The organism is Anaerotruncus sp. 1XD42-93, assembly GCF_009917605.1.
Classification (GTDB): Bacteria; Bacillota; Clostridia; order Oscillospirales; family Ruminococcaceae; genus Anaerotruncus.
Genome location: NZ_QZEG01000009.1, coordinates 75884 through 94761, shown reverse-complemented (window position 1 = coordinate 94761; position 18878 = coordinate 75884). Strand labels below are relative to the sequence as shown.

The window sequence follows — 18878 nt, the reverse complement described above, 5'->3', positions numbered from 1 at the left end:
TGAAAAGGTGGACGAAACTTTTGGATAAAAAACAGGTAAAAAGCGCACTTTGCCCCATCGGGGTGGGGCCTACGGGGAGGGGGCACCGACCCCTCGCCCGTAAGGCAAACTGAGGGGGCGTCGCGGCGTATGCCGCGCTTCGGACCGTAGGCCCGAGAAGTCCCCCGAAGCAGGGCGCTTGCGCCCCGGAAGTTTGGGCTGGAACCCAAACTTCCGTTGCCTCACTGCCCCTCGACCCCGCCACCTTTGAAAAGGTGGACGAAACTTTTGGATAAAGAATAGGTAAAAAGCGCCCTTTGCCCCAAGCAAAGGGCCTGCTCAGACGGTGGCGAATGGTTGTAAATTCGGGCTCTTACAGCTGTTTCCACCCTTTCCCAAGCACCTCAGTCGTATCCGAAACGATGATAAACGCGGTCGGGTCGGCCTCGCTGACCACCCGCCGCAGCTGGAGAAGCTGCTGTTTTTTCACGACCGTCATCAGCACATTTTTGCGCGAACGGGTATACATCCCGCGGCCGCTGATCTCGGTCACACCGCGGGGCGAGCTTTTGAGCAGCGCGTCCGCGACCTCCTCCGGCTTCTCGGTAATGATATGGACCATCTTGGCGTAGTCCAGGCCGGTGATAATCAGGTCGCTCACCTTGGAGGAAAGATAGATCACGATCAGCGCACGCAGGACGTTTTCGGGATTGCCGAGCACCAGACTGCCGATCAGGACGATTGCACCGTCGAGCACTGCGAGCAGGTTTGCCAGCGAGATGCCCGGAAACAGCGGCATCAATACCCGCGCAAGCAGCTCTGTGCCGCCCGAGGAGACGTTGTACCGGCAGAACAGCCCGATCCCGATTCCCTGCGCAATGCCGCCGTAGATCGAGGCCATCAGAGGGTCATCGGTAATCACCGGCAGGCCATTCATCCCGTCGAGGAACAGTCCCAGCACCGCGATGGTCAGAAAACACCGCAGGATAAAGGTCAGCCCCTGCGAGCGCAGGCCAAGCAGGAGGATCGGCAGGTTGAACGCAATGCTGATGATACCGACCCCCACCGCCCCGCCGCACAGAATGTTGACCAGTGTGGAAAGGCCTGTGACGCCGCCGGTGACAACATTGTTCGGGATCAAAAACAGGTTGAAGGCCAGGGCGTAGGAAAAACACCCCACCACCATGAAGAGATAACGCTTAACTTCGGTTTGAACCGTCTGGTTCATGGGAACGCTCCTTTCAAGACAGGCTGTAAGTACCTAAAAAACTCCGTCCCGGCGCAAAAACCGGTTGGCCTACACGCCGCTTTGGCGGCAGAGCGGGGGACAGCACCCCGGTGCCATATGCGCGCAGCGGCAGCGCTCCCGCAAAGCAGTCTTCCGGGGCGGGGCACCGCTCCACTGAACGGGTCAGAACAGCAGGGTAATCAGGACGGTCATCAAGCCCGCAACCCCGATCGCGATTCCACTCATCGCGCCCTGAAGCTCGCCCAGCTCGATCGCCTTGCTGGTGCCGACCGCATGGCTGCATGTCCCGATTGCGACCCCCTGCGCCACCGGATTTTTGACCCGGAACAGCCGGATCATAAGCGGGGCAAACACTGCCCCGGACACCCCTGTAATCAGCACTGCCAGGATGGTGACCGACCCGATGCCACCCCGCCCTGCCGAAATTTCGAGGGCGATCGCGGTGGTAACCGACTTGGGCAGGAGCGAGGAGAGGATCACCTCATCAAGGCGGAACAAACGGCAGAGCAGCGCAACACTTGCCAACGAGGTAGCCGCTCCCGCAAAACTCCCCACCACGATCGGCAGGAAATACTTGCCCAGCACCTTTCTCTGGTGGTAGATCGAGAGGGCGAGAGCCGCGGTCGCAGGGCCGACCAGCATATTGATGATTTCGCCGCCAATGTTAAACTGTTCGAGCGGGATGCGGAAGGCCAGCAGAACCACCGAACAAAGCAGGATCGCGACAAGCAGCGGGTTTGCGACCGGGGTGCGCAGCCACTGGTTGACCCGTGTACCGACCCAGAAGGTCACCACACACAGCACGATCCCGAACAGCGGGCTGGATACAAGCTGATTAACCATCCTGACGCTCCTTTCTGTCGGCAAGCCGCATCAGCAGGGAAACGACCGTCGCGGTCACACCAAAGGTCAGCAGGGTGCTTACCAGACAGATTATTAGAATCTGGATACCGCTGTCCCGCAGAATGTCGAGGCTCTCAATGATGCCCACCGCAGCCGGCAGAAAGAGGATCGCCATATTTTTGGTCAAGAATCCGGCGATCTCGTCGATCTGCCCAGGCTTTACCACCCTGCAAAGCAGGAGTGCAAACAGCAGGAGCATCGCCGAAACGCTTGCTGGGAAAGGGAACGGCAGGATCGCGGAAATACCGACCCCACCGAGGCAGACGCCAAACAGGACGCCGATTTGTGTGATGATTTTCATAGTGTTGTCTGACCTTCTTCTTTATAGATTCATGCGTGAAAAAACAGTCCTTTAACGCGGCTGTATGCCTTTGGGAAGGGGTTTTTCACCTGTAAAACGCGCTCGCGAGGACGCCGTTGCCGCCACGCCTGCACTGCCTTTAACTATGGAGCTTCAGGCGGCTTCCCGTCCGGCCTTTGACCACCTCCACCGACGCTTCGATACTCTCCCGCAATGCCTCAACATGGGAGATAATCCCGACCAGCCGCCGGGAGCCGCGCACCGACGCGAGCACATCGAGCGCATCCGCAATCGACCTGGGGTCGAGCGAGCCGAACCCCTCGTCGATGAACATGGCGTCCATCCGGATGCCGCCCGACTGCGCCTGCACCACCGCCGAAAGCCCGAGCGCAAGCGCGAGCGAAACGAGGAACTTCTCCCCGCCCGAAAGGCTGGACACCCCCCGGCGCCCGCCCGCATGTGCGTCGAATACCTCGAGATCCAGCCCAGCCTTGCGGGAGCGCCCCAACCCTTCCGCGGTGCGGAACAGCTGGTACCGCCCGCCATGCACATTTTTGAGCAGCCGGTTGGCTTCGGCGGTGATCGACGAGAGCATCACCCCGAGCAGATACCGCCGCAGGCTGACCCCGTTGTCCCCGCGCAGCAGTTTGCCGAACGCGGTCAGCCGGTCGCACTCGGCCCGCCGGGCATCGAGTGCCTGCTGCCGGGCGCGGCAGTCCCGTTCGAGCTGCTTCAGCCGCTCGCACATTTCCCGGAGCGCGCCCCACTGGGCGTCCAACTCGGCCTTTTGCTTCTCGAGCGCAGCAATCTCCTGTCCCGACCTGGCCAGATCCGGGAGGCTCCGGCCCGCAAGCTGTCCATCCAGCACATCCATCTGCCGGGAAGCCGCCTCCAGTCGGGCGCGGTTTTCCACGACCTCCTGTTCCCATGCCGAGACCGTTTCGGGCGGCAGAACTGCCGCAGCGACCTCCTCCGGGGTCCGGAATCCGGCGCAATCGAGCGCTTGCCGCATCCCCTCCTGCGCCTGCGCATATGCCGCGCGGCACCGCTCCAGCTCTGCCATGGTGTGTTCTGCCGCTGTCCGGGCTGCCCCTTCTGCAAGCCGGGCAGCGCTTTCGTCCGCCCGCGCCCGTTTCAAACCCGCCTCATAAGCGGCGCACCGCTCCCTGACCGCTTTCAGGGCGGCCTCCAATGCGGCATAGTCGGGCAGTTCCGGATCCAGTTGGACAGCAAGCGCTTCGTACCGCGCGTGCGCCTTCTGACGCCCGCATACCGTCTGCTCGAGTGCAGACGCCTCCTGCACTGCCAGGTCCTGTGCCTGCTCGAGCGCGGATACCGCCTGTTCCAGCTCCGCCGCGATTTCTGCCGCGTGTGCATCCTGCTCCTGTGCCTCCCGCACCGACCGCCTGACCGCTTCAAGCTGTCCGGCGAGCTGCGCGGGGATTGGCCCACATTCCGCCCGCAGCGATTCCGCCAGTTCCCGGGCTGCCTGCATCCCGGCTTCTGCCTTTGTCAGTTCGGCCTCATGAAGATCATATGCCCGCTCCGCCTGTGCGACCGCACGATCCGCCGCAGCGATCCGGGCATCGCTGACCGCATCCCCCGCCGCAGTCGCCAGGGATGGATGGTGGGTCCCGCCGCAGACCGGACATGGCATTCCTTCCGAGAGGGACGCCGCCAGCGCCGCCGCCGCATTTTGCAGGTACCGGCGCCCCAACTCTTCCCGCCTGCCTCTTGCCTCCTCGCGCGCCGCCTGTTTGGCTGCGCGTCCGGCCAACAGCGCCGCATACTGTACCTGGCAGGCTTCCGCTTTTGCAGCCGCCTGTCCGAACCGTTCCTGCGCCTGTGCAATCCGTTCGAGCTGTGCCAGCTCCTCCCGCAGGGCGGGCAGACGGGCGCTGTACCCTTCGAAAATACGTATTCGCTCGGCTTCCAACCTTTCTTTCCGGCTCCTGCATGCTTCCAGATGTGCGCGTGCACCGTCCGCGGATCTGACCGCGCGTGCCCAGAGGGCGTCCGACTGCTCCTTCGTGTGCGCCGCTTCCCCAAGCAGACGGTAACTCTCCCGCAGGGTTTCCAGGCGCGCAAGACGCGCCTGATCCGCCGCATGGAACGGCTCCTCCCGCTCACAGGCTTCGAGTGCACCGGCTGCCGTCAGCAGCGCCTGCCGTGTTTTCGCAAGCTGCTTTTCCGCCTGCTGTACAGCAGCCTGACGGCGTTCCAGTTCGGCTGCTGCTGCCGCTGCATGCGCGCAGGCCCCTTCCGCCTGTACCGCACGCCGCGCCGCGCTGATCCGCTCCTGTTTTTCCCGCATCAGGGGAGCGCGGTTCTCCAAACGCTCCCGCTCCCCCTGTACAGTGCGCCGCTCTTCAAACAGGCCAAAAATACGGGTTTCCTCCTCGAACACCCGCCGTTTCAGATCGAGGGTATCGGATGCCGCCTGCCGCCGGGCGGCCTGTTCCGCGAGCTGTTCACAGGTCTGCTTCCGTTTGTCCGACAGTGTGTCCGCATCCGCACAGCCCTGCCCGTCGAGCAGGGCCTGAACCGCCGCCTTTTCCTGATCCAGCCTCTGACGCAGCCCGTTTGCCCGCATACAGACCTGTTCTGCGATCCGCTGCCACCGCTCCGCATGGAACAGGCTGACCAGCACCGCCTCTTTCTCCTCACTCTTGGCGACCAGCAGCCGCTCAAACTGCCCCTGCGGCAGGATCATCACCTGACAGAACTGTTCGCAGTTCAGGCCGATCAGTTCACGGGCCTTCTCTTCGACATCCCGCTGGCGCGGATTTTCAAAGAAGGTGGTGAAGGTCCCGTTTGGGCTGAGGAAAAATGCATCCTGCGCGGGCAGGTATTCATAGGCGCCGGTCCGTTTTTTGCGCACCCGGAGCCACCGGGCGAACCGGTACCGCCTGCCCCGCACATCGAACTCAAAAGTCACCCGGGTCGGGGCATCGGGCGGCATCAGCAGGCTGCGCAGGTCGGCGAAATCGCCCCGGGTCCCGCCGCTGCTCCGCCCGTAGAGCGCATAGGTCATCGCATCGAGCAGGACAGTCTTTCCCGCACCAGTTTCCCCGCGGATCAGCACCAGGCCGGCTGCGAAGAAACGGGTAAAGTCGATCTCCTGCCGCTCGACATACGGCCCAAAGCCTTCCAGTTCCAACCGCACCGGGATCATTGCACCGCCTCCTTATCCGCCTGTTCGGCCGCCTCCCGGAACCACCCGAGCTGTTCCTCTGTGAGCGGTTCCCCGCCAACCTCCACGCAGAAATGCTGCAAAAGCTCCTCCGGGCCAAGCTCCGAAAGCTGTTCGACCGTCAAACTGTCGGCTCCCGTATCGGGCTGCGGGCTGACCCCGGTCAACAGGAGCAGATTGGGGTACCGTTCCCGGAAATATTCAAGCGTCTCCAGGCCGGCGGGTGCGTCGGTCAGTTCGATCTTGAGATAATCCTCCCGGTGCGGGTCAAACCCGCACGCAAATTGCAGTGACGCAAGCTCCCCCTTGCAAACCCGCAGCATCCGGCTGGTATGCACCGGAAGTTCCCGCCGGACGAGGGTTTCGGTCTCCAACAGGGTGAAGGATTTGCCCTGCCCCGCTTCGGAAAAGGAGTAGCACCAAGGAGAGCCGCTGTACCGCAGGCTGCCGCCCGGTTCCTGTGCGCGGTGCAGATGCCCGAGCGCAACATAATCGAACCCATCAAACGCCTCGCACGCGATCTGGCTGCTCCCGCCGACCAGCGCGGTGCGGTCGCTTTCCGAGAGCTGGGAACCGGCAGCGAAGCAGTGCGCCACCAGGATCTGCCGCCGTCCGGGAACAAACCGCTCCCGCATCTGCCGGACGACCACGGCCATCGCATCGGAATAGCTGCGGACCGTCTCCTCCGGGAAGAGCTGCCGCACCTGCTCAATGTTGAAATAAGGCAGCAAAAAAAATGCCGCATCCCCCAGCACCACCGGCTCAAACGCCTGCTCCAACCGTCCAGCGATATGCAGTCCTGCATCCTGCAGGAGCGCACTGCACGCCGAAAGCCTCGCAGCACCGTCGTGGTTGCCCGGGATCAGCAGTACCGGGAGGCTGCAGTCCCGGCAGAGGGCGGTCATGGCATCGTTGTACAGGTCGATCGCATCGGGACGGGCTACCGCATGGTCAAAGATATCCCCCGCGATCACCACCGCATCCACCTGCTCGGCACGCACCGATTCCAGCAGACAGGCAACCATCTCCCGCTGGTCCTCCAACAGGGACACACCATGCAGAGAGATGCCCAGATGCCAGTCTGAAGTATGCAGAATCTTCATTTTTACCGTCACTTTCCTTGCCTTAACCAGGGCAGCGCAGCCCCCGACGCAAAGGGCCGGAGCCAGGGTGGGCAGCCCGTTCGGTTTCAGGCAAATGTTCAGAACCTGTATTCATAATCAGAGGGTGCCGGATGGGCAAGGAATTTTGCTGCCCTGCGAGGCGAAAAAACGCAGACAATCCTTTGTGTATTGCAAGATTTTCCAACGCGGCAGGCCGGCAAAAGACCCGCTCAGACCGGTGTCAAATGGTTGTGAATACGGGTTTCTTACATACAAAGCAAATCCCGAAAGCACCCGGATCGAAAAATCGGACGCACCATGGTTCTTTTCAGGTATCTCGATTATAACAGATTGTAGCCGGTGAAAAAAGAGGGCTGATTAAAAATCTTCCGGCAGCTCCCACTCCGGGGAGGGTTCCTCCTCCTTTTCGGGCGCAGGGTCCCCAAAGCAGTCCCGGCGGAGCAGGAAAACGACCAGACAGGCTGCATCCAGCCCGAAAAAGAGCACCGCAGGACCGAACCGGAGCTGCTCAAACGGGATTCCGGCGATCCGCAGGAATCCGATCAGCAGCCCCATCCCACCGAGCAGCCCGCCGCTGACCGCCAACCCGATAACGAGCACCGCGACCGCCGCCCTGAATGCGAACCGGCCCAGGGTCCAGAGGGTGGTGAGACTGGCCGAAAGGAGCAGCAGGACCATCCCTGCCGGGACCCGCAGGCCGGGCATCCGCAGGCCCGCCGAAACGCAGGCCGCAATCCCGGCGCACAGGGCCACCCCGTATCCCGCCAGAAAAAGCCGGTCCAGGATTTTGAGCCGCGCGTACCGCTGTTTGATCCGCCCCATCTTCATTGCTCCTTCAGGAAAAGGTTCCCTTTTTTGATGCACGCCTGCACCGAAAAACGCTTGGTCACCACCCCGTCGAACCAGGAGATCATACCGCCATCCATGCGGATCACCCTCCCGGACCCAAACACCTCGTGCAGCACCACCGTCCCGACCTCAAGTTCCTCCGGCCGGGTGACCGGATAATAGCCCTGTATCTCCTGGCGCACTGTCTCCAGCGCCGGATTCCCGGCTCTATCTGGCTGCGGTTTTGGTTTGGGATCAGCGGTCAGCAGGCGCACAAACCGAGATGGACGGCAGGTGCGGTTCCCCTCCTCAAACCCCAGCAGGCAGAGTTCCCGCCGGGCACGAGTCGCCGCCACATAGCAGAGCCGCACCTCTTCCTCGTAGGCAGTCCGGTCCTCCTTCTGTTCCAGCCGCTCGACTGCCGCTTTAGAAGGGAACTGCCCGTCAATGAGGTCGACCAGCAGGACGCGGTCATATTCCAGCCCCTTGCTTGAATGGATGGTGGAGAGGGTCACCGCCTCCCCTGACCCTGGGGTTTCCCGCACGATCCCCTGCAATTCCTCCAGCCGGTTGAGCAGCTCCTCCACCGTTTTTTGACGGGCAGCGATGCTCTTGAGCAGGGTCAGCCGCTGGAACGCGGTGTCCGACTCAAAATAGGAGCGGGTGGTCAGTTCCCCGAGCAGGTTGAGCGCGGTAACCGGCGGAAGCCCCCGGAGGCGTTCGAGCTGGCTGCGCAGAGAGGCCGTTTTTCCCGGCTCCGCAGCCGGGCACCGTTTGAGGGTTTCAAACACATCCGCGCCTTGTGGATGGGTACGGGAGACAAAATCCAGCACCGAGCGGTTAAAGTAGGCGCAGGTCTTGTTGTAGATCTGCGCGAAGCTGTCGAAGTCGGTGGGGTCCACTGCGAGCTTTAAAAACGCGGTCATATCCCGGACATGTACAGTCTGGAAAAAGGCTTCCCGGGTGTCCTTCAGGCAGAATTTGATCCCTGCGGCCGAAAGCGCGTCCACCAGCGGGATCGCACTTTCGTTGTACCGGTAGAGGACTGCGGCACTGCCCGTCCCGCCTGCCAGCCATTCGGTCAGCTTGGGGTACTGCTCGGACGGCAGCCTGACCGGCTCCACCCGCACCGGGACGCCGGATTCCTCCCCGGCGGTCATCTGCTTGTCGATCCGGGCGGTGTTCTGCCGGATCAGGCGGTTGGCCGCTTTGACGATCTCGCCGGTCGAGCGGTAGTTCCGCTCCATCTTGAGCACAAGCGCACCAGGATGGTCCTCCTCGAACCGCAGCAGGGCATCCGGGAACGCGCCCCGGAACCCATAGATGCTCTGGTCCTCGTCTCCCACCAGAAAGAGGTTCCCGCTCTTCTGGGCGAGCTGCTGAATAATCCTGTGCTGCACCAGAGAAGTGTCCTGTGCCTCGTCCACGTTGATATGGCTGTAAACCGCGTGGTACTGCGCCAGAAACGACGGGTTCTTCCGGAACATGTCATAGGTGAACACCAGCATGTCGTCATAGTCCATCAGATGGTTTTCCTTTTTATAGGATTCATAGGCATGATAGAGGCGCGGGAAATCGCATCCCTCGACCTCAATCCCTTCGATCTGCCGATCATCCGCCAACCGGTTTTTACAAAACCCGATCCGGTTGACCAGATCATCAAGCCGGTCCCGCTCGAGGAACCGCGCTCCCTCCAGCTCACAGTAGAGCCGCCGCACTGTATCTGACGGGTCAGGAAGCATCCGGGGAAGCGGGCGGTGGTATTGGGTCGAGATATGTTTGACCACCCCATAGCAGAAACTGTGAATGGTCGAAAACCTCGGCGCGCCTTCCGCCCCGAAATACCGGGCATACCGCTCCTGCATATCCGCTGCCGACCGCCGTGAAAAGGTGATGGTCAAAATCTTGTGGGGCTTGATCCCATGGTTTTGCAGCATGTTTGCCAGCCGCGCGATCAGCACAGTGGTTTTGCCGCTGCCCGGCACCGCCAGCAGCAGGACCGCTCCATCCACCGTCTCTGCCGCCCGCTGTTGCTGGGGATTCAGCTCAATCCCGTATTCCGTTTTCAGCCGCTCGATAAACTCCATTGCGCGCACCTCCGCTCCCTTTATCTTAGCACAAATCCCTCAAAAACAAAAGTATGTTCTTTTTTGAGGAGGCAGAGTTGTAAATACTGTCTAAATAAATGGTCATCATTTAAGAAAATATGCATAAATAGATGCCAGGAATGAGACTGGTATGCAAGATTTTACCCGATTTTTTATGTCCGCCGGACTGCCATGCGCAGGCTCGCAGGCCAGCATAAAAACGCAAGCGTGGATTCCCCGCTCCGGCAGCCATTCCCCTGCCAGCAAAAAAGCCCGCTGTCCAAGGACAGCGGGCGGATGGGGGAGCCGGTTACGCCGGGGCCGCACCGACTTTTTTGCTGAATACGGTGGTTTTGAGGAAGATAGCGAGAAAGACTGCCGCAATCAACGCACCGATTCCATAGGCAAGCGGGAGCATACCCGCCTTCATCAGGCCAAGGCACTCGGGCGCGGCAAGGAAATAGGTTGCGCTCACCGCCGACATAAAGGTTGCGGGGATCGCACAGATCAGGTAGTTCTTTTTCTCGGTCCAGAGGTAAACCGAAGCCGCCCAGAGCGCCATCATTGCGAGGGTCTGGTTCGACCAGGAGAAATACCGCCATACGATCGTGTAATCGACAAAGCCGCCGACGATCGCGCCAAATGCCAGAACCGGTACGGTCAACCCAAGCCGTTTTTTCACATCACCCTGATCGAGCTTGATCCAGTCGGCGATGGTCAGACGTGCGCTGCGGAATGCGGTATCCCCGGAAGAGATCGGGCAGGCAATAACGCCGATCATCGCGAGCACACCGCCGACCGGCCCGAGGATAGTCATGCAGATCTGATAGACCGCACCATTCGGCCCGATGTTCGGATCGGTGAGAACCGCTGCAAGCCCGCCTGTCGTCTCGTAGAAGCAGACACCCGCAGACGCCCACACCATCGCGATGATCCCTTCGGCGACCATTGCGCCGTAGAAGGTCTGACGGCCAGTACGCTCGCTCTTGAGGCAGCGCGCCATCAGCGGCGACTGTGTGGCATGGAAGCCGGAGATTGCGCCGCAGGCAACCGTGATAAACATGAACGGCCAGATGGGGGTCCCGCTTGGATGCTGGTTGTTCATGTTGCTCCAGACCTCAGGAAGAGGATATCCCTTGATGATGAGGCCCGCGCCAACGCCAACCGCCATGATAATCAGGCAGACGCCGAAGAAGGGGTAGACCTTTCCGATGAGCTTGTCGATCGGGAGCAGGGTTGCCAGGAAGTAGTAAAGCAGAATGACGATCAGCCAGAAATTTTTGTTAAGGGTCGAGGGCGTCAGCATCGCAAGCAGCGAGGACGGGCCGACCGCAAAAACAGTTCCGACCATCAGTAGCAGGAATGTCGAAAAGACGCGCATAACCTGCTTCATGCCGGTACCCAGGTACCGGCCTACGATCTCCGAGATCGAGCCGCCCGAATTCCGCATCGAGAGCATACCAGTCATATAATCGTGGACACCGCCAGCCAGAATGGTACCCAAAACGATCCAGAAATAGACGACCGGCCCCCACAGCGCCCCCTGGAGCGCACCGGTGATCGGGCCCAATCCGGCGATATTCAAAAGCTGGATCAGAAAAATCTTTTTGTTGTCCATGGGAACATAGTCCACGCCATCCTCCAAAGCAATCGCGGGGGTTGGCCGGTCATCCGGCGCAAAGACCTTATCAACAAACTTGCCGTAGGTCATGTAGCCGACGATGAGCAGGACAACACAGATCAAAAATGTAATCATACCAGAACGCCTCCTCTTACTCTTGGGGGAATCCCCCACTTTTATTAAAATTATATTAACAAAATATGACGAAAAATGCAAGTCTTTTCCGAAAAATTGGACATAAATTTTTTCTATATTATGCATCTAAAATAAAAACCATCGGACATCCCGCCCGATGGTTGTTGGATTTTTTACTTTCGGTCCCCGGACCGTGGAATTCCCAGCCCCTCCCGGTATTTGGTGACCGTCCGGCGGGAAATCGACATCCCCTCCTCGGAAAGCTGATCCGCTATTTTCTGGTCACTGAGCGGCTTCTGGGAGTCCTCCTGTTCGATAATCTGCCGTATTCTCGCCTTGACCTCGTGGGAACTCGCGCCTTCTCCGCCGTCCCCCTCTATCCCCTTTACAAAGAAATACCGCAAAGGATAAACCCCGTGTGCGCATTGGAGATACTTGTCCCGCACCGCGCGGCTGACTGTCGATTCATGCATACCGACCATCTCTGCGATCTCCCGCATCCGCAGGATATTGAGATACTGCGGCCCATAGCGGAAAAAACGCTCCTGCCGCTTTACGATCGCCTTGGAAACCCCCAGCAGCGTCTTGTTCCGGTTTTCGATGCATTTGATCACCCAGTTGATCTGGCTGACCTTGTTGTTGATATAGGAGGAAACCTCCGGGTCATCGGTCTCCCTGGCCATCTTCAGATAGCTGGGGCTGAGACGGATTTCGGGATACCCGAACTCGCAGAGCATGACATTATACCGGTCCCCAAAGTTGGTAACCACCACATCCGGCGTGATATAGGCAGGAGGCGTGTGCCGCCCATAGAGCGCGCCGGGCTTGGGGTTGAGCTTGCGGATGCGGCGCACCGCCTGCTCCGCTTCCTCCTCCGGGACGCCGAGCTGCCGGGCAAGCCCCGGATAGTTCTTTTTCGCGATCTCCTGCAAAAATTCCTGCGCAATCTGCCGGGCCAGCCTGTCCTCGGGGTCGAGCTGCAGCAGCAGGCATTCGGTCAGGTCACGCGCCCCCACCCCCGACGGGTCGAGGTTCTGCACCAGGGAAAGCCCCTTTTCCGCCTGCTCCGCAGAAAGGTTTCCCTCCTGTGCAATCTCCTCCAGATCGGCTGTCAGATAACCGTTCTCATCCACAAATCCCACCACGAACCGCGCGGACGCCGCGACTGCCGGCTCTGCCCGGGCCATCCCGATCTGGGTGAGCAGATGGTCGGCGAGGCTTCGGTCGGTAGGGGCTGCGACCGTTTTTTCGATGGGGGAATCCGCTTCCTCCTCATCGTAATAACCGACATTCTCTTTTTCCCGCACTGTCTGGCTCTCGAGCCATTCGAGCTTCCGCAGCGCGAGATCCTTTTTCTTTTCGGGCGCACGAGGCGGTTCCAGTTCGGCCACCGGGTTTTCCAGCATGACCTCCTTGAGATACTCGCTAAGCTGTGCGCTGTCCATCTGCAAGATACGCACCGATTGTTCCATCTGCGGCGCCAGCACCTGATTTTGCGTTATTTTCAGGCCAAGTTCCATACCGCCACCTCCCGTTCGTTTCCGCTTCTATCACCAGCCGGCCAAACCGGCCTATCCTGTTTCAATCTTCCTGACTCCCTCCCTTTGGGAGGTTCCGGAAAACGGTCTCCTGATGATTTGATTATAGCAGAATTCCGGGCAGAAGACAAGCACGACCTGTCCATATTCGACAAAATCTCCCAAACGCAGGATTCTATTCTGTAATCCCCGCATCTGACCTGAAAAGGAGCTGCCCCGCTAAGGCTGTTTCCCGCGGAAAAATCGGACGAATCTTGAATACAGAAGAGATTCCCAGCATCAGTTTTCTCCTGCTGCCTGCGGAACCGGGCTGGCCGTGGGCCGCTCCCATCCGATGCGGGAAAGAAACTTTTGTGCATCCAGCATTCCGGTTTTATAAAGGGCATTGAGCCTGAGAGGGTCCCGCTCGAACCGCCCAACCTGTACCGGACGCCCGGGTGCGATGACCTGCGCAATCCCTCTGCGCTCCAGCCCGCGCAGAAAATCGAGTGTCTCGTTGTAGATTTCATGCCGCCGGTCGAGTGCTTCGATCATTTTAGGGGCATCCCGAAACACCCGGCGGTAGGCCGCCCGCAGCTTCTCGGGCTGCTTCTGGTAGGAGCGGTCCCGGGTCAATACGACAACCAGCCGGTCGCATCCATCCTCCAGCGCCTTTTTCACCGGAATCGGATCAGAGGTACCGCCATCGAGATACCGCCGCCCGTTGATCTCTACCGCGGGTGAAAAGACCGGTATGGCCGAAGAAGCCCGCAGGACAACGCTTGTGCCGTTCATGGCCTCCTTGCCGAAATAGGCGGGTTTCCCGGTCTCCACATCGGTAACGCCCGCGACAAATGCAATCGGGGATGCGAGGAATGCCGCATAATCAAACGGGTCAAGCCGGTTGGGGATTTCCTCGAACAGGAAATCCATCCCGAACATTGAGCCGGTTTTCCTCAGGCTTTCCAGCCCCAGATACCGTTTATCATCGAGATAGCCGAGGTTGATCCGCTTACTGCGTCCGCGTTGTCCCGACACATACGAAACCCCGCCGCACGCACCCGCCGACACCCCGATCACATAGTCGGAATAAAACCCGTTATCCATCAGGCAGTCGAGCACGCCGTTGGTATAAATGCCGCGCATCCCGCCCCCTTCGAGCACCAGCCCGGTTTTCATTCAAACATTCCCCCTGTTTTTAAACCCTTCCCGCCCTTCTCAAGCCGCAGATAGATCATATCTGTACACGGGACACCGTCTTCGAAGATTGGTTGGGGATAGTTTTCCACAAAAAAATTTTTCAGCACATGGCTCCGCCGGAACCCACACCGTTCATAAAACCGGAGCACCCACAGGCTGGAGTTGCCGGTGCCGACCCAGACAACCCCCTCCGGCACCCGCGCGACCGCCGCTTCCACCAATGCGCGGCCAACTCCGGCTTTCTGAAATGCGGGCAAAACCGCAAGGTTTTTCAGCTCCCAACCATTTTCTGCGGGGACCATGACCACCTCACCGGCGATCTGTCCATCCACCCGCGCGACCAGCTGGAACCCCTGTGCCAGATAGCGGTTTACCATCCCCTCGTCTGGATCCGCCAGCAGGAGCAGTTCCCGGTGTACCCAGCGATCACCAGTCTCCTCATAAATTTCGATCAGGGTTATCCCTCCTTGTAAAAAAGCACTCTTCCCAGCAAACATTTTTATCTTACCACGCTGGCAGCATTGCGGTCAACGCCCCGCCGGCAGAAAATACTATTAAAACTGTCGATTTTGCATTCAGCCTGTGTAAACCCGATCAAACAGCAGCTGCAAAAAATGCCCCCAGCAGGGAGCTGAGGGCATATATCAGCCGATGCCGAGCGTTTTTTTATACTCTCCAAGCGAGCTGATAAACGCCCGCACCGCAACCAGTTCGGATTCATCCATCTGCTCAATATCGGCAATGAGCCTGCGCTGGATGGGGGCGAGGTCCTTTTCTTCGGCGTGGACCTTCCGAGGTTCGGCCCCATCCAAAATCCATTCAGCGCGATAGCCGTACTTTTCCTCAATGAGTGACGCGGTAGACCGCGAGACCCCGCTTTCATCCCGCAGCAGCTTAGAAATGTAGCTTTCGGTCACATGGATGCTTTGGGCGAACTCCTTTTGTTTCAGGCCGTTTTCCTGAATGATCCGTCTGATCCGGTCGGACAGATTCATGGTATCACCTCTTTCCTGTCCAGCATAACAAAATAAATGTAGTTAGTCAAGAAATTCAAGATTGACAATATCTTCAATTAATGCTATGATTATGTAGTTAATTTATATGATTCTAGTGTAACTGGATATCCAGCGGGTTCCAAAGCACTATATACCGCGCCCTGTTACCTTCACACCGCCGTTTTTAACTATAAAAATATGGCGGAAACTGTATCGTCCCCACCCCACTTCCGGGCGGGACGGAGACTTCAGAAAAATCATATTTAGAGGAGGATGTTTCCATCATGAAAAGAGCACTATCCTTGTTGCTCGTGATTGCATTGGTCTTGGCATGCGGAGCAGGGGCAATCCTCGTGACAGCGGACGGGGGCATAAGGGACAGCGACAGTGGCAGAGGCGGCGGAGGCAGAGGCGGTAGAGGCGGATCAGGCGGGGGCTCTATCTACAACGGCGTGGTTGTTGCGAACGCCTCATTCTGGAAGCCTGTCGTTTCTAAGATTCGCAAAGCAGCGCCGGGAGAAACCGTCCGCGTCAGCGCTGTCACTTACAAGGAGATGCCTGAAATGGTGATGGCAGCTCTGCGCGCTTTCCCGAATGTTTCGCTTGAGATCCGTATCAGCGGCGGACGAAAGATCATCATTCCGGCAGGCGGGGCGCTTGAACGCAAAGGCCTGCAAAACAGCTACTCGTTCTCCTCCCTTCTGGAGCACTACGGTACAGCGGCGTCAGCAGCGGTGACGGACGCCCCCGCCCCGGTTCAGCCGGCGAAATCCTCCGCCAGCCCGAGCGGCAGGGGCAACGGTGATACCTCGAGTTGGAGCTATGCCCGCAACGGCGTGCTTGTCCCCAATGCCTCGTTCTGGAATCCCGTCGTTTCTAAGATTCGTAAAGCGGAGCCGGGCGAAACCATCTCCATCAGCGCCACCACTTACAAGGAGATGCCTGAAATGGTGATGGCGGCTCTGCGCGCCTTCCCAGACGTTTCACTCGAGATCCGCATCAGCGGCGGACGAAAGATCATCATTCCGGCAGGCGGAGCACTTGAACGCAAAGGCCTGCAAAACAGCTACTCGTTCTCCTCTCTTCTGGAACACTATGGCGCAGCGGCACCGGCTTCCGACTGACTCCCGGGTCTACTCCACCGGGAAAGTCAACCCCGTAATCGGTGCATTTTAAATCAAAAGAATCCCGGCGATTTTTCGCTGGGATTCTTTTTTACAGGAGAAGGGGGCTTTTTCTTCTGCAAAAAGCCCCCTTCCAAATATCTCAAACAGACCTTTCCTATCAGGTCGTAATCGAAAGCTTCCGGGGGGCCGGAGGCTCCGCTTTCGGCAGCGCTGCACCCACATCTGCCGTGACTGCCTTGCCGGGCTGAACATCGGCTTTGGCAGGCTTCCCTTCCGGATTCCCAGTCTCAGCCCGCTCCGGCTGTTCCACCTCCCGAAACGCGGCGGAAAGCTCGTCTGCGAGCGCATCGGACGCCTGCCTCGAGCGGTCGAACGGGTCTTCCCGCTCCTGCTCCGGCTGCTCAGCATCGTTCACCTTGGCCTTCTTTTTCTCCTTTTCTTCCCGGAGTTCCTCCTCGCGCGGCAGGTCCTGATACGCCTTGCTCTGGATAAACCGGTTATGCTCGGTCTGAATCCCCATCACCCGCCGGAGTATCTTCTCCAGCTGCGCGACCTTTACACCTTTGGGCAGGTTCGGATTGTTCCGGATTGCTTTTGCCTCACCCAGGAACTGGTTGAGCTTATTGGTATTCAGCCGCTCGACCTCATCCTTGGTCTTGCAGTTTTTCAGCGCATGCTTATACGCTTCCCGCTCCCGCTTGATCTCCATCGCTTCCTCGTAGAGCTTGGGATTATGGACCTTCAGGTACTCCAGCTCCTCCTTGGTCAGCTCCCCGCCCGCTTTCAGCTTACCGTCAATCGCTGCCAGAATGTTGCTTTTGTTGGTACTCTCAAGCTGGTCTTGCAGATGCTTTTCGAGCTGTGCCCGCTGCGGGTCCTCTTCGTCCTCCTTTGGCTTGGTGGGGTCCGCTTTCCGCTGCTGCCATTTGATCCCCAGCTTCATCAGTTTCAGCGAACTGTAGATTGACCCACTGATCGGCATCATAAAAATCCCTCCTCTTTCCTGTTCGGACACGCCGGAAAACGCTCGTGTGTCTCCGACCCCGTTGTTTTCACAAGTGCTTTGATGCTATCGTTATGCCTGCAAATCCAGATTCGCGCCCGCCCAGTTCCCGTTCTTCCCTTTGGCAGACCGGATAAGCGCGCGAAAATCTGTGTCGTTCAGATAAATCATTCCATCCCCGGAAGCAGCGGTTTTTTTACGGATGCGCTCTTCCACCGGATCCCTTTTTCCGGCTTTCTTTTGTTCCAGTGCCTTTTGCAGTTCCGCCTTGTTTTTCGCGGTCTTTTCCCTGGTTTTTTCGATCAGCCTTTCGGTCGCTTTCCGCCTTTCTTCCCGAAGCTTCGGACTCAACTTATCCTCCTTTTTGACATAAGCATAGGAGTAATATTTCCCGTTTTCATCTATATAGCTATGCCGGTATACCAGCTTCCGTCCGGTAGCCTTATAAAAGCTGTCCATCATTTTTGTCATGAACTCTACGCCTTTTATCAGCTCCTTGGTTTCTTTTTCCTGCTCCGGATCGTTCCGCATTTTATTCAGAATTCCGGGGTTGACCGTCAGGGTCTTGCCGGTTTTGGCAGATGCGAAGGTATTTCCAACCCGCAGCTCCACGCTCGGGACGAGCTTTTCCAGTTCACGGACATAGTCCGCGGTTGTTTCCGGTCTGCTTCCGGCTTTTTCCACCGCCTGTTCCGCATCCTTTTTCCTGGCCATGCCCGCCGCATTCCGCGCCGCATATCCATTGTAACTGTTCATAACCCGCACTGCCATGACCTCCCTCCTTAATAACGGCTGCCATATTGCAAGGTCAACCAGCTGTCGATCTGGCTGGTTTCTGGAATCCAGACGACTTTGGTATCCGCTCCCCCTTCACGTTGGCGCAGCCAAGCTGTCACCGCTTCCCGCTGTGCCAGCCACTCCCGTTCAGCTTGCTGTTCCAGCCATAACTGCTCCCGGGCTTTCTGATGTGCAGCCTGTTTTTCCCGCTTTGCCTTGTTGACCGCATTGACCTGCGCCACACGTTCGGGGGAGTCCCCGCCGCCGCAGATACAGGTTACCGTCCCATCCGCATGGATCACAACGCCACATGGTTCATAGGTCAGCCCCTGTGCAGCAAACTGCGCCTTTAATACCGGGGTTGCGCGGAAGAAGTCGTCAATCCTGCGCTCATAATAGGTGGCCTTTTCCGGCTGGATGGCCATCTGCTCCAGCATATTCGGCGCAATCACAACATCATTGCCGCCCATCTGCCTGCCCAAACGTTCAAGGCTCTCCTGATCTTTCGGGACGTCCTGGATCGTCACCTTCCCATACTTCTTTTCCAGATGCGCCCGATAGGCCGCGACCCGGTCGTTGTTTTGGTACAGCGCAGCGACCGTATCCAGAAAGCCCGCGCCCGAAACACTCAGATTTTGCGCGCCCTTATGGGCCTGACGTACCCGAAAAGGCACAACATCCCGATTTTCCACCGATGAAACCATCCTGCCGACCTCCCTTTACTTTAATTGTCGGCAGAAATTTCCGCAACTGAACCTTTCGGCAGGATTTTTCCAACATACAACGCACACATACGGTCGGGCCCGGCATCCTCCTGCTTTGCGCCAAACAGAAGCGGG

Annotated in this window: 16 protein-coding genes; 1 reads left to right on the top strand and 15 read right to left on the bottom strand. The window is 58.7% G+C overall.

The window, feature by feature from the left end; all coding sequences use genetic code 11:
• Positions 1–352: 352 nt before the first annotated feature.
• The 12 genes from D5269_RS05680 to D5269_RS05625 form a co-directional block, all read right to left on the bottom strand.
• A complete protein-coding gene (locus D5269_RS05680) occupies positions 353–1207 on the bottom strand; it encodes a YitT family protein (protein WP_016316921.1) in 855 nt (284 codons plus the stop codon).
• A 183-nt stretch (positions 1208–1390) separates the two neighbouring features.
• The gene (locus D5269_RS05675; RefSeq protein WP_120484030.1) at positions 1391–2071 is read right to left on the bottom strand and encodes an LrgB family protein; all 681 of its coding nucleotides are present in this window, start codon (positions 2069–2071) and stop codon (positions 1391–1393) included.
• Positions 2064–2432, bottom strand: coding sequence for a CidA/LrgA family protein (locus D5269_RS05670; protein ID WP_016316923.1), 369 nt, complete (start codon positions 2430–2432; stop codon positions 2064–2066). Before D5269_RS05670 ends, D5269_RS05675 begins: the two co-directional genes overlap by 8 nt.
• Positions 2433–2571: 139 nt before the next feature.
• Positions 2572–5607 carry an SMC family ATPase gene (locus tag D5269_RS05665; RefSeq protein ID WP_120484029.1) on the bottom strand — a complete coding sequence of 1012 codons (3036 nt, stop codon included), beginning with the start codon at positions 5605–5607 and terminating at the stop codon, positions 2572–2574.
• Entirely contained in the window at positions 5604–6728 is a 1125-nt protein-coding gene (locus D5269_RS05660) for an exonuclease SbcCD subunit D (protein WP_016316925.1), read from the bottom strand. Before D5269_RS05660 ends, D5269_RS05665 begins: the two co-directional genes overlap by 4 nt.
• A 378-nt stretch (positions 6729–7106) precedes the next feature.
• Complete coding sequence (locus tag D5269_RS05655; protein ID WP_120484027.1) at positions 7107–7571, bottom strand: hypothetical protein; 465 nt, start codon at positions 7569–7571, stop codon at positions 7107–7109.
• A 2-nt stretch (positions 7572–7573) separates the two neighbouring features.
• Positions 7574–9664: an ATP-dependent helicase gene (locus D5269_RS05650; protein ID WP_120484026.1), complete on the bottom strand. Its 2091-nt coding sequence runs from the start codon at positions 9662–9664 to the stop codon at positions 7574–7576.
• 310 nt (positions 9665–9974) lie between these two features.
• Positions 9975–11420, bottom strand: coding sequence for a carbon starvation CstA family protein (locus D5269_RS05645; RefSeq protein WP_016316928.1), 1446 nt, complete (start codon positions 11418–11420; stop codon positions 9975–9977).
• A gap of 173 nt (positions 11421–11593) precedes the next feature.
• Complete coding sequence (rpoN, locus tag D5269_RS05640; protein ID WP_120484024.1) at positions 11594–12940, bottom strand: RNA polymerase factor sigma-54; 1347 nt, start codon at positions 12938–12940, stop codon at positions 11594–11596.
• Between the two features lie 297 nt (positions 12941–13237).
• The gene (locus D5269_RS05635) at positions 13238–14116 is read right to left on the bottom strand and encodes a patatin family protein (protein ID WP_120484023.1); all 879 of its coding nucleotides are present in this window, start codon (positions 14114–14116) and stop codon (positions 13238–13240) included.
• Positions 14113–14634, bottom strand: coding sequence for a GNAT family N-acetyltransferase (locus tag D5269_RS05630; protein ID WP_120484022.1), 522 nt, complete (start codon positions 14632–14634; stop codon positions 14113–14115). Before D5269_RS05630 ends, D5269_RS05635 begins: the two co-directional genes overlap by 4 nt.
• A gap of 147 nt (positions 14635–14781) precedes the next feature.
• Entirely contained in the window at positions 14782–15132 is a 351-nt protein-coding gene (locus tag D5269_RS05625) for a helix-turn-helix transcriptional regulator (RefSeq protein WP_120484021.1), read from the bottom strand.
• 284 nt (positions 15133–15416) lie between these two features.
• On the opposite strand from D5269_RS05625, the gene D5269_RS05620 reads away from it, so the two are divergent.
• Complete coding sequence (locus D5269_RS05620; RefSeq protein WP_120484020.1) at positions 15417–16256, top strand: hypothetical protein; 840 nt, start codon at positions 15417–15419, stop codon at positions 16254–16256.
• Positions 16257–16416: 160 nt separating this feature from the next.
• Here the strand turns inward: D5269_RS05620 and D5269_RS05615 are convergent, their stop codons facing one another.
• The 3 genes from D5269_RS05615 to D5269_RS05605 form a co-directional block, all read right to left on the bottom strand.
• Positions 16417–17244 (bottom strand): hypothetical protein, encoded by an 828-nt coding sequence (locus D5269_RS05615; RefSeq protein ID WP_120484019.1) that lies wholly within the window; start codon positions 17242–17244, stop codon positions 16417–16419.
• 90 nt (positions 17245–17334) lie between these two features.
• Entirely contained in the window at positions 17335–18033 is a 699-nt protein-coding gene (locus D5269_RS05610) for a DUF6033 family protein (protein ID WP_120484018.1), read from the bottom strand.
• Positions 18034–18044: 11 nt separating this feature from the next.
• A complete protein-coding gene (locus tag D5269_RS05605; protein ID WP_120484017.1) occupies positions 18045–18743 on the bottom strand; it encodes a DUF6033 family protein in 699 nt (232 codons plus the stop codon).
• Positions 18744–18878: the final 135 nt, after the last annotated feature.